The organism is Klebsiella sp. JN_Kp121, from assembly GCF_040062145.1.
Taxonomy (GTDB): domain Bacteria; phylum Pseudomonadota; class Gammaproteobacteria; order Enterobacterales; family Enterobacteriaceae; genus Klebsiella; species Klebsiella aerogenes.
Genome location: NZ_JBEAHX010000002.1, coordinates 16,122 through 28,803, shown reverse-complemented (window position 1 = coordinate 28,803; position 12,682 = coordinate 16,122). Strand labels below are relative to the sequence as shown.

At 48.6% G+C, this 12,682-nt stretch carries 10 protein-coding genes; 1 reads left to right on the top strand and 9 read right to left on the bottom strand.

Translation table 11 applies throughout. The features are described 5' to 3' along the window. Nucleotides 1-5 precede the first annotated feature (5 nt). The 5 genes from ABLU86_RS02645 to galF all read right to left on the bottom strand — a co-directional run bounded on the left by ABLU86_RS02645 (nt 6) and on the right by galF (nt 6,023). Nucleotides 6-440: a protein-tyrosine-phosphatase gene (locus ABLU86_RS02645; RefSeq protein ID WP_045361550.1), complete on the bottom strand. Its 435-nt coding sequence runs from the start codon at nt 438-440 to the stop codon at nt 6-8. 2 nt (nt 441-442) lie between these two features. Next, nucleotides 443-1,579: a polysaccharide export protein gene (locus tag ABLU86_RS02640; protein WP_045361553.1), complete on the bottom strand. Its 1,137-nt coding sequence runs from the start codon at nt 1,577-1,579 to the stop codon at nt 443-445. A 111-nt stretch (nt 1,580-1,690) separates the two neighbouring features. After that, nucleotides 1,691-3,124 carry a capsule assembly Wzi family protein gene (locus tag ABLU86_RS02635; protein WP_348795912.1) on the bottom strand — a complete coding sequence of 478 codons (1,434 nt, stop codon included), beginning with the start codon at nt 3,122-3,124 and terminating at the stop codon, nt 1,691-1,693. Between the two features lie 932 nt (nt 3,125-4,056). After that, nucleotides 4,057-4,686, bottom strand: coding sequence for a phosphatase PAP2 family protein (locus ABLU86_RS02630; protein WP_045361559.1), 630 nt, complete (start codon nt 4,684-4,686; stop codon nt 4,057-4,059). A 446-nt stretch (nt 4,687-5,132) separates the two neighbouring features. After that, a complete protein-coding gene (gene galF, locus ABLU86_RS02625) occupies nt 5,133-6,023 on the bottom strand; it encodes a UTP--glucose-1-phosphate uridylyltransferase GalF (RefSeq protein ID WP_015706060.1) in 891 nt (296 codons plus the stop codon). Nucleotides 6,024-6,878: 855 nt separating this feature from the next. On the opposite strand from galF, the gene ABLU86_RS02620 reads away from it, so the two are divergent. Beyond that, nucleotides 6,879-8,465 carry a TerC family protein gene (locus ABLU86_RS02620; protein WP_032708715.1) on the top strand — a complete coding sequence of 529 codons (1,587 nt, stop codon included), beginning with the start codon at nt 6,879-6,881 and terminating at the stop codon, nt 8,463-8,465. 49 nt (nt 8,466-8,514) lie between these two features. On the opposite strand, the gene asmA is transcribed toward ABLU86_RS02620, so the two are convergent. The 4 genes from asmA to alkA all read right to left on the bottom strand — a co-directional run bounded on the left by asmA (nt 8,515) and on the right by alkA (nt 12,666). After that, nucleotides 8,515-10,362 (bottom strand): outer membrane assembly protein AsmA, encoded by a 1,848-nt coding sequence (asmA, locus tag ABLU86_RS02615; protein ID WP_032714938.1) that lies wholly within the window; start codon nt 10,360-10,362, stop codon nt 8,515-8,517. A gap of 27 nt (nt 10,363-10,389) precedes the next feature. Continuing rightward, nucleotides 10,390-10,971, bottom strand: a complete 582-nt coding sequence (gene dcd, locus ABLU86_RS02610; protein WP_015365790.1) for a dCTP deaminase — start codon at nt 10,969-10,971, stop codon at nt 10,390-10,392. Nucleotides 10,972-11,061: 90 nt separating this feature from the next. After that, nucleotides 11,062-11,703, bottom strand: coding sequence for a uridine kinase (gene udk, locus ABLU86_RS02605; protein WP_015365789.1), 642 nt, complete (start codon nt 11,701-11,703; stop codon nt 11,062-11,064). Between the two features lie 114 nt (nt 11,704-11,817). Next, entirely contained in the window at nt 11,818-12,666 is an 849-nt protein-coding gene (alkA, locus tag ABLU86_RS02600) for a DNA-3-methyladenine glycosylase 2 (RefSeq protein WP_046883246.1), read from the bottom strand. Between the last annotated feature and the right edge of the window lie 16 nt (nt 12,667-12,682).

Below are 12,682 nucleotides of genomic sequence, written 5' to 3'. Positions count from 1 at the left end.
CTGAATTATTTGCCTAGCTTTTCAACCCAGCTTAAACCGGCTTGCGCTATCAATTGATACACTGAAGAGAATGCTTCTTCACTTTTACGATACGGGTCAGGGATTTCTTTTTGCCCAATCCATTGCCCAAAAAGCATAGTTTTCCCTCTTGCCTCTGGTGCAATACGATCGATTTGCTCTATATGTTCTTTTTCCATTACTAGAATTAAATCGTATTGACGGCTAAGTGAAGAAGTAAATTGTCTTCCTTTATGTCCTTCTAAAGACAAACCATTTTCAGCAGCAATTTTTATAGCACTACTATCAGCTTCGTGGTCAATTAGAGCCCCTGTGCCTGCAGAGCCTATTTTTTTATCAGGGAATGCCTTTTGTAAATAACGTTCACCTATTGGCGAGCGGCATATATTTCCTGTACAAACAATTAATATTGAATCAAACATAATTATGGCCAAGTCTTGATATATCGAACAGTTTCTGTCATATCATGTACCCCGGAGATAGTAGGGACAAGCTGTGAAATGACACGATTCCATCTCACCAATGGTGCTGTTGTGACATAAACAATATCATAGGGTTGCAGCTGGAATTCAGTGCCAAGGACCATAGCGGAAGCATCCTGAGCATTTAGCTGATATATATTTGCGATCTTGCCTTCTTTATCACCCTTTAACTGCCGTACTACGAAGACACCGGTAGCATCACTTAATGATTGTGACATCCCTTCAGCATTACCTAAAGCTTCAGCCAATGTCATGCCACTGCGATCCATCTTCATCGTACTCTGTTTGCCAACCTCTCCCATCACGAACACTTTCAGGTCGTCATTACGTGGGACAAACAGAATATCCCCAGGATAAAGAAGATGGTTTTGAGTGAGATCGCCTTTTTGCATTAACGCATACAATGAAATTTTTGTGTCCTTACCATTATGAGTAAGAACTACGTTACGCCAGTCTGCATCTGCAGCTAAGCCACCTGCAGCGTTGATCGCATCCATTACAGTGAGCGGTATATTTGTAATCGGCTGCTGACCGGATTTTGTAACTTCACCTGTCACGTAGGCTTTTTGTGATCTAAAAGCGGCAATGCTGACATCTACTTGCGGGCTTTCAATATAAGTTGTCAGTCTATTAGCAATTTCCTGCCTTACCTGACTGAGCGTTTTTCCAGCAACTTGAACTTTACCAATATAAGGATAGAAAATAGTACCGTCTGAATTCACCCAGTTACCGGTATCACTTGCGCTACGGTACTGGCCAGCGGGCGTTGTTAACTCAGGGTGATCCCAAACGGTGACCATCAATACATCACCTACTCCAATTCGATACTCATAGCTATTAAGTAATTGATCTAACTGCGGGTTTGGCCGCGCAAGAACAGTTTCAGGTCTAAGCTTCTCTACAAGACCCGGTGTCATCGGATATACATTAACCAATTTATCCAAATCGTAATCGCTATCCGGAAGTTCAACTACATTTTTGCGTAAGCTGTTCAACCCCTGACCCGGAACAATAGTACAAGCTGTCAAAAAGCTGATTGCCACCGCCACTGCTGAAACCCTAACAATTTTTTTCTTCATAATGTCACATCATCAATAAACCAAATTATGTCAATTACTGATTCGCTGTATGAGTACTTATTGATTAGTCGTTAATAATCAATAGATTCTGCATTCTTCTCAGCATCAAGCCTATAAACTAAATGGAATCTCTATCCCTGCGCTGGCACCAACATCGTCGCTATCGCTGTTATCGGCATTCGTGTACCAAAGATTAGTATTCAATCTAACAGATTTATAAACATCGCCACTCCAACCCAACTGTATACCTTTTAGCGTATCTGAGTTAGGAAACGCTTTATTGATAGACTGATTTTCCGGATTCACCTTTGCATACACCAGACGGGTACTCCAGCGCTGATTATCTTCAGTAACCAATTCGATTTTACCTGCAAACAGCTGCCCATCCCCTCCCATGGCATCGCCTAGAGGATAGCCTTGCTGATAATAACCATCTTTATAAATGTGGTGGGTATAGCTGTAATTGGTCCGATTCATATTGGAACGGGTATCATGACCTTCCACATACCAGTTAATCGCATTTTTGCCCCAGCCATGATGACCTTCGATACCGCCCAGATACATATTTGCCGAAGGTAAACCACCTGCTTCATCCTCACCAATCATCTGGCCATAGAAGCTGACAGGCCACCCTAATGTAGGTTCAAGCTTAAATTTAAAGTCGAAGCCTGCAAGTTGGTTACCTGGTTCATTGTCAGTACCGGTATTATCCTGTCCGGTAAACCCATCCCAGAAACTGCTAAACGATTCTGGTCGCCCTTCCCCACCCCACTGCATAATGCGTGAGGCACCAAGTTCCAGCGACTGGAATGGTGAGAAGGTCAAACGACCACCGATGATTTTGGTATGCGACACTGCCGTATACTGGTTCATCTGGCTGGCGGAAATTTGATACTGCCACGGACCAATCCAGCGTAGCCACCATGTCTCCGGAGCAGCTTGCTCTGCGCGCTGCATTAAAAAACCGGTCATCGGTCTGGCTGCATCGCCGCGGATTAGACTGCCTTCATAACCCGGCCCCCACCATTGCGGCACCTGACCGAATGATAACCACTGGTTCCAGAACTTGACGGCGCCATATGCGCCATTGGCATTAAAACGTGAACCGTTGCTAATACGTTCGCCGCCTTCAACATTGCCCTGCAGATGCACATCCCACCACTCACCGCTGTTATTAAAAGCAAGAGATAGCGAGTTATCTGCCGGCTGGCTTTGACCAAAGCCCTGTGGCGTGCCTGGTTGGTCAGTCGATGTATAGCCGCTAACGCGAAAATCCGCCTTCAGATTAGAAAGCCGCTGATTAATGCGCGCCAGTACGACTTGTTCAGAGGAATATGAAGGTTTTGCTTTTTTCAACGCTCGAGTGATTTCTTCCTGACTGAGCGGCCAGGTGGAAAGACTGAGATGAATGACCCCACGATCGGAAAGCCATGCCAGATCGTTACGCAGTTCATTATCATTTTGCACCAATCCAGCTGCATATACCTGTGAGCTAACTGATGCAACCAGACCCAAAGCAAGTGCGATACGAGCAATTTTCATCATTGTTCAAGTTCCATTTACGAGTCCCTTCCCACCAGGTGGGTACGGCAATGGGGATTTTTAAGAATCAGGAGCTTATGAGTTCGACAAGCCTATTTTTTACAACAGCGATCCATTGCCTCGATAGACAACATCCTCAAAGTACGAGCGGTTTGCTGTAAACGGATGTGAACTTAACGCATTCATAATGTAAGCGATATTGGTTGCCAAGGCTACTTTCACGGCCTCAATAATGTGCACATGATCAGATGTCGATGACGTAGCTCGGCGTAGGGCTGATTGACTCAGGCCTTTTCAATACGAGGAGGACCGGGGAACTGGATACGCTACCGCCCTTGGCTTAACAGCTACCAACGCACTGTACCTCTTATCCAGCAATTTTCTTTACGTCCTGTTGTTGGTTAATTAACCACAACTATTATTTTTACCGCCCCGAGTTTACGAGATTCTTCCTGCAAATGGCAGTATAAATTTAACCACACAGACCTGTTAAGATGATATTTTTCATTTTCCCCGGCAGGATTTCATCCGTTAATAAGATTATTTGATGGATTCTTTCCCCATCCGGCATGATATTACCACCGCAACAGTATGGATACGTAACCACATGATTATAAAGAAAATAAAATAATCCGCATGTTTAATGCAAAAAAACAACTATAGAACAGTCAACTACAAAATATGATAGCCATCATTACCCACTTCGTTTATGGGTTCCAGAAAGATAACTCTGATTTCCGAAATTCCGTTTTGATTTAAGAATCATCCTAGCCGCAATATCATGATAGTTCGTGCTTTCAAGTATTCTGTTAACATTATTATGTTTCATCTTTATGAAAGCCACGATTCTATTATCCCTTAATTGTCCGCAGTCTGGCATTTTATCATACCAATCACCCCAAGCTGATAATGTACAGCTTGGTCGAATTGCATGATTAATATATATGCTTATGCAGATCGGCTCTGGTGAACGGTTTGTCAAATGGGCCGATCATGGTTGCAACTTCCCCCAGCAGCGATTGTGTTGGCGCTTTAGCCCCGGTGTTTAACAGCACGAGGGGAATGATTGCCATACTCAGCACGCCTGTCCATGAGATCTGCGCAGTGCGCGATGAATGCGCACGCCATTGCAACAGCAGAAAAATCAAGCTCCCGCAGGCTCCGAGGATAAATCCACTCACCACTTCCGATACCGAATGTGCATGAATCATCAAACGGGAATAGCCAACTATGACAGCAAGGGCATAACCTACGAATACGGCGCTACAGCGGACGGAGAAAGGCGCCCGTGAGGTTAACAGCCATAAAAGGATTGGCCAAAAAGCGGTAGAAAGTGCGGTATGTCCGCTGAAACCGGTAAAATCGATTTCCCGTATGCCAATACCCCAGCCCATAAAAGCCAGCTTTGAAATACACACGACAGTACCCGTAATGCCAAAAAGCAACGCCCATTGCCAGGCCAGCGTCCGGGATGCTTTACGCAGCGCCAGCACCGCAAACAGCACCACTGCACTAGGCAGTAGCACGGTACTATCGCCAAAAAAAGAGACTAATTGCCAGTTCATTTACGCTTCATCCTCTGACGATACATCCCTTTTCCCTGTATCTTATCCATGATCTCCCTATGGGCATATTCATCCATTAACATTACGTTTTTATGCATGTATCACCGTTGTTTAATGGGTAAACATGATCTCAGTCAAGTTTTATTTCGCATCGCTAGCTTTTGTTGCGTACATTTCGTTAAGAAAGCTCACACTAAGCAACTATCAGCTAAGCATTATTTTAACTCATCTGACCAAATGCCCGGCTCACGCCCTGCCCATCATCGATAAGCCATCAAATCCACATACTTGATAAGATTCAACTGAGATGAAAATCTCATTGCATTTACCGCACCGAATGCTAATAACCTCGGTCTCATTTCAGTTGGATCTTGTTACGCTGGCGCGACACCAAACATCTTGCTGTTATCTGCACGCCAGCTCTCGCTCGAATTAAGCGCTCAGTTTCACGCCAGCAGCTTCTTGATGCTCTCGCGGAATTTGGTCCCTTCTTTATGGTTACGTAAGCCGTAACTCACAAAAGCCTGCATGTAACCCATTTTTTTACCGCAGTCGTAGCTCTCACCGGTCATCAACATGGCATCGACGGACTGTTTCTTTGCCAGTGCCGCAATAGCGTCCGTTAATTGAATACGACCCCAGGCGCCAGGTTCAGTACGCTCGAGTTCTTCCCAGATATCAGCAGACAGCACATAACGTCCTACGGCCATCAGGTCAGAGTCGAGCGTTTGTGGTTCGTCTGGTTTTTCAATAAATTCAACAATACGGCCAATCTCTCCTTCCACTTTCAAGCCATCTTTGGTTTGAATGACGGAATATTCTGAGAGATCGCCAGGCATTCGTTTGGCCAGAACCTGGCTGCGCCCGGTTTCATTGAAACGCGCGACCATTGCCGCCAGGTTATAACGTAGCGGATCGGCGCTTGCGCCATCAAGAATGATATCTGGTAACACCACAACAAACGGATTATTGCCAACGGCCGGGCGCGCACAGAGGATAGAATGCCCCAGGCCCAGTTGCTGGCCCTGACGAACGTTCATTATCGTTACGCCTGGCGGACAAATCGCCTGAACTTCGGCTAATAGTTGACGCTTAACACGCTGCTCGAGTAGCGCTTCCAGCTCATAGGAGGTATCAAAATGGTTTTCTACAGCATTCTTAGATGAATGGGTGACCAGCACAATTTCTTTGATTCCGGCGGCGACAATCTCATCGACGATATACTGAACCATCGGCTTATCAACGATCGGCAGCATCTCTTTCGGTATCGCTTTAGTAGCAGGCAACATATGCATCCCTAACCCTGCTACCGGAATAATTGCTTTCAAACTCACCATTATTTCATCCACCTATATGGTTATAAACTTTCGAATTTTTGTCAGAACGTTGATGTCACTGGCATTTGTTTGTGATGGTACAGCATCGTGTCGCGCACGACTTTAACCAAAATCCTAAATTACTCTCTTAGTCCAAGAATACACGCAAAAAATGCTAGCTGACAGGTCGCTTTAAGAAAATTCTCACGTATTTGTCCTGGTCAATCGGCCTTCGAATAAACAGAGCAAGAAAAACGCTTAATCCATTGTTATTAAACAATAATAATTGACCAATGCTCTTGGCGATAAGCTACTTACTTTGCAGATTTAACACCTTCTTTCTTAAAAATCACCGTGGTAAGCCACTACAGAAAAAGTCAAATCCCATGCGAACGAGCAATTTGGCGATAGCAATCAGCAAAATCGTCTAAACTTTGGACAAAAGCTTCGCTAACTAACCTTCTTACCCGTGGATTAACCCCTTGACCATCGCTGATACTGCTGATTTTATGCAACATTGAGCCATGTTAAGGGTCTTATTAAACGCAGGTCCTGACAAGCTACGGAATTCAGTAGGAATATTCCCCTTAATAACATTTTGGTGAAAAATACGACAATATTTTGACTTTACCCGCTGTTAATAACCCCTCCTTATCCCTGCTATTACCGCACAGTAATTACAGGGATTTCTTATTAATTCCAAATCAGCCCAGATCGATCTTAAACACCCGATATTTAGCAGTGGTTAATTACGTTACCGCTTTCGTTTGATATGCCAGACTGGTGCGCGTTGCCGCGATAAATCGTTGCATTTTACCTGGCGCTTATCCATGATCGATAGATCATACGATTATGTTGTAAAGGTTCTAAGTGATTATGGAATGGATTGCCGATCCCTCGATCTGGGCTGGTCTCATTACGCTGGTGGTTATCGAACTGGTTCTGGGGATAGATAACCTGGTATTTATTGCGATCCTTGCCGAAAAGCTGCCCCCGGCACAGCGCGATCGCGCTCGCGTTACCGGCCTGCTCCTCGCAATGGTGATGCGTCTGGTTCTGCTGGCGTCAATTTCCTGGCTAGTCACCCTCACGACACCGCTCTTCAGCTGGCATGACTTAAGCTTCAGCGCCCGCGATTTGATCATGTTATTCGGTGGATTGTTCCTGTTATTTAAAGCCACCGTTGAGCTTAATGAGCGACTGGAAGGAAAAGACAGTAATAACCCCACCCAGCGTAAAGGCGCGAAGTTCTGGGGCGTGGTGGCGCAAATAGTTGTACTTGATGCTATTTTCTCGCTGGATTCGGTCATTACCGCAGTGGGTATGGTTGATCATCTGGCGGTGATGATGGCTGCGGTCATCATTGCCATTACGCTGATGCTAATGGCCAGCAAAGCTCTCACACGCTTTGTCAACAGCCACCCCACGATCGTCATTCTGTGCCTGAGTTTCCTGCTGATGATCGGTTTTAGCCTGATCGCCGAAGGATTTGGCTTCCCAATCCCGAAAGGCTATCTGTATGCCGCTATTGGTTTCTCGGTGATGATCGAATCGTTCAACCAGTTGGCCATCTTCAATCGCCGCCGTTTCCTCTCAGCCAATCTGACCATGCGACAGCGGACGACTGAAGCCGTGATGAATCTGCTAAGCGGGCGCAAAGAGAATGCTGAGCTTGATGCCGAGACGGCAACCATGGTCGCCGACCAGGGCGAAAGTCCGTTGTTTAATCCGCAGGAACGCTTAATGATTGAGCGCGTACTGAATCTGAATCAACGTACCGTCAGCAGCATTATGACTTCACGTCATGATATTGAGCACATCGACTTAAGCGCGCCTGAAGAGGAAGTTCGCGCGCTGCTGGAGAAAAACCAGCATACCCGTATTGTCGTCACCGGCGGCAACGATAACGAAGATCTGTTGGGGGTTGTTCATGTTATCGACCTGCTACAGCAGTCGTTACGCAATGAGCCGCTGGATTTACACGTTCTGCTACGCCAACCGCTTATTTTTCCGGAAACCTTGCCGTTGCTCCCGGCGCTGGAGCAGTTTCGCCAGGCGCGGACGCACTTTGCTTTTGTGGTTGACGAATTTGGCTCCGTTGAAGGCCTGGTAACCATCAGCGATGTTATGGAAACCATTGCGGGTAATCTGCCTAATGAAGTCGAGGAGATCGATGCTCGTCATGACATTCACAAAAACGCCGATGGCAGCTGGACCGCTAACGGCCATATGCCGCTGGAAGATCTGGTTCAGTACGTTCCGCTGCCGTTGGATGATAAACGTGAATATCACACAATAGCCGGATTATTGATGGAATATTTGCAGCACATTCCTGCCGCTGGCGAAGAAGTGAAAATCGGCGGTTATACGCTGCGTACTCTGGAGGTGGAAAGCCACAGGGTGCAGAAAGTACAGATTATCCCGCCGGTTGAAGTAGAAGATGAATTAGATTATGAAGTGTGAATGAAGTTGAGGATTAAGGCGCCGCGAGTTGCTCGCGGCGCCTTAATGATTACAGCTTATCAAGCAGTTTCTTGACATCTTTGCCGTTCTGGCTATTACTGTTGCGTTCCGCCCACTCATTCAAACGCTGTCTGGCTTCGTCCTGCAACTGCTTACGCAGGATCTGATCTACCTGTAGGCTATAGCTTAGCGACTGCCACTTGCCATAGATACGTAGCGGGATTGCCGTCTGCTTGAGACGGTCAATAAGCTTGCTTTCGCCTTTCCAACCGCCTAACACCCGCACGTTGAAATGCATGTCGCAATCCTCTGCTTGCAGATTCAGATTACCTTGCCCCGTCAACGCCATCATTGCCGACTGTCCCTGCAAGCCGTTAAGCGTGATTTGGCCATTATTCAGGGTCAAATCACTGCTTAATGCGTCAAGCTGGGTCGCGTTATCGAAGTTTTCCTGCGCCTGTACATTAGTGCTCCTCGCCACGGCCTGCTGTACTAACTGCTGGAAATTGAGCCCTTCGGTCCGCGTGTCCTTCATCTGCAGCTGTGCCTGCCCCTGCCAGTTGCGACGGAAGTCTTCTGCATCAATGCGCGGCCCCGAGAAATCACCTTTCAGGGATAATTTCCCCGTCAGGTTAATTGGGTAGTTAAACGCCTGCAAAATGGTACCTATTTCCACATTATCCAGTTGCGGCTGGAAAGCGGCATGCGAAGTGTTGCCTCTGACATCCAGCATCCCTGGTAACGAGAGACGTCCCTCTCCCAGACTACCCTCCAGCTGTTTCACCGTCAGCAGCCCCTGCTGGTTAGTGATATCACTCTTCACCTGACTGAATCGCATACCACGCCACTGCACCTGGTCCGCCGACAGCGCCAGTTGGCCGTTAAAGCCAAGCAAACTATGATAATCCTGCTGAATATCGCTATCAGCAATCACAGGGCGTAGCTGTCTCGGCTGGCTTTGTCCACGCTGATCGACATTCCCTTCATTGGCCGTCGCACTTTGCGCAAGCAAACTATCCAGATTCAGGGTGGTCGCCTGCAGGTTTAGCGCCCAGTCAGGTTTCTCCCCCAGTACGACACTACCGCTGCCGGTAATTGCGCTGCCATTAGCAGTGAGATTGAGATTGTTGAAATCGAGTTTTTTCGCTTCTTCGATCCAGCTGGCTTGCAGACTTCCCTGCCCGCTCAGGCCGTCCGGCGGCAGCTCCGCCCCACGTACCTGCCAGTTAAGCTGCGAAAAATCCGCTTTCAAAGAGTGAGGGTAATCGCCGCCCTGAACCTGGGCGGTAAAGGACAACGTTAAGTCACGTTGATCGCGATTGACCCTGCCGGAGAAATCTACCGTCGCCAGATGGTTGTCATCCTGCTCCATCTGTAAGCGTATATCGCGCACGGTGACCTGTTCGCCATTTTCATGCTGGAAGAACAGGACGCTATCGGCCACCTGCAGTTTACGGACATCGTAGGACCATCCGCGATCTTGCGGCGCCTGCGGCAACGTATTGTCATGTGGCACCACCGGCGCGTTCTGGTTACGCACCGCTTCCGTTTTCGCGGTAAGCTGAATTACCGCGCCTTTCAACATCACCTGCTTCACCTGCAGTTGGTGAGAAAGTAGCGGCATCAGCGCAACATCCAGCCGCATGTTATCGGCACGCACAACCGGTTCGGAAGCACCTGGCGCCGTCAGCGCCATACGACCGGAGAGAATACTCAGCTGCGGCCAAACATGCCAACGCAGCGGCCCGTCAAGCTTCAGTTGATAGCCGCTACGCTCCGCCACTTCCTGCACCATATAGTTGCGGAAGTCATTAGGGTTGACCAGTAGCACCAGCGCAGCGAGCCCCGCAACAATGACGGTCAACAAGATCATCAGCGTGGTCAGAATTCGTCTCATGGCATCCTCGATAAGCCGCTAACTTTATCAATCCTTGTCGATTCGACTCGCTACCGCGCCCTGCTGGTCGCGATATTTGGCATCTTCACGGCGGTTATATGGCCGCGCCGCCGGGCCCGAAAGCGGCTCAAAGCTCAGCGCGCCAATGGGCATTCCCGGGCGCAACGCCAACGGCAGCTTGCCGGAATTATAGAATTCCAGCACGATGCAGCCAGACCAACCCGGATCAATACGGTGCGCAGTGACGTGTACCATCAGCCCAAGGCGCGCCAGTGACGAACGGCCATCAAGCCAGCCGACGAGGTCAGCCGGAAGCGTTACTGACTCATAAGTCACAGCCAGCGCTAATTCTCCTGGATGAAGATAGAAAGCCTCGCCTTCCGGCAGTACGATCTCTTCGCTCATTACCCGGTCCAGCGCCGCGCTCACTTCCGCCTTCGGGCCGCTCAGGTCAATAAACGGCGCCGTATGACCGCGGAAGGTACGGAATTTATTGCCTAAGCGAACGTCAACGGTGGCGCCGTTAATTCGATCCACCGGCGGGCGCGGGCTGATTGCCAGGCGCCCTTCATCCAACCAGGCTTCTATATCTCGGTCACACAGACGCATGAGCTTTCTCCTTTAAGGCATCTAGCCCTTACGCTTTCCGGGAATAAGGGCAATTGGAATTCTCTTTGCACGTTACACAATTAGTACGTGTTATTCAAAGAACTGACTGATTTTGGCCTTCAGAATATCGATGGCAATACGGTTTTTACCGCCGCGCGGGACAATGATGTCAGCATATTGCTTGGAAGGTTCAATAAATTGCAGGAACATTGGCCGCACCGTCTTCTGATACTGCGCCATCACCGAGTCCATGGAACGGCCACGCTCGTTAACATCACGCTTGATGCGGCGCATCAGACAGATATCCAGCGGGGTATCGACGAAAATAGAGAAGTTTAATTCATTGCGCAGTCTGGCATCCGTCAACAGCAGGATCCCTTCGAGAATGATCACTTTCTTCGGTTGAATATGAATAGTTTCCGGCATACGCGTATGTTCAACGTAGCTATACACGGGCAATTCAATTGGCTGGCCGCTTTTCAGCGTCTGTAAATGCTGGAACAGCAAGCTATGATCCATTGAGCTTGGATGGTCATAGTTGGTTTTTACACGCTCTTCCATCGACAGATGGCTTTGATCTTTGTAATAGCTGTCTTCTGGAATAACGCCAATATGCTCATCGCCAACTTGTTCACGTAATTCACGATAAAGTGTGCTGGCGATAAGGCTTTTGCCCGAAGCCGATGCGCCGGCGATGCCTACAATGACGCACTGATGAGACGTATCAGTCATAAATTTTTGCGACCTGATTAACCTGGATGTAGATGGAGGGTGACGGTTGACCGTCAAACGCGGCAATTATAGGGATTTCAGGGCGGCGATACCAGTGATATGCGCCCTGTACGCCTATTCCTCGTCCGGCGCCCAGCCTTCGGTGTACCAGATATGCAACAAAGCATAGGAGCGCCAGGGTTGCCAGCGGCTGGCATAGCGCGCGATACGCGCAGGCGTCATTCCGGGAAAACGCTGTTTAATCAGATAGTCATCGGGCAGAAAAATATCTTTTGCCTGCCAACCGCGCAGCGCATAGTAATTCGCCGTCCAGCGACCGATGCCCGGCAGACTCTGCAATTGTTTCATGCCGCTTGCCATATCAGCAGGCGCCGTCAACGGCAATTCTCCGCTCAATGCCGCTTTGCCAAGGTGAATTAACGCTTCCGCGCGGCGAAGCGGCATCCCTAACGCCTTAAGCGCCAAAGGGTCGGCTTGCGCCAGTTTCTGCGGTTCGGGAAAAATAACATAACCAGGCGCTTCGCTTAACGCTTCCCCATAGATCGCGGCCACTTTCGCCGTCAGCTTCGCCGCCATCGCTACGCTCACCAGTTGCCCCAATACCGCGCGCACCGCCTGTTCAAACGCATCCAGCGCCCCCGGCAAGCGAAGTCCTGGTCGCGGCTGCGCCAGTTTGCCTAAGGTTTGCGTGACCTCAAATGGATCGCATGCTAAATCAAACAGTTGCGCTACACGCGCCAGGCACTGGTCTGCTACCGGTAACAGCCCATGAGAAAGCGTAACCTGGAACCCCTGGCTGCGTTCATCCGGTTTAACGGTAATCAATCCACGATGCCCATCTAAACTGAAGCTGCGGGTATATTGATCTTCATGGAAGGTTTCAATTCCCGCCACCGCACGCGCGCTGAGAAACGCGAACATCCATTGCCAGTCATAGGGCGCTCGCCAGGATAATAATGTCATGCACTCTCCTTATTAA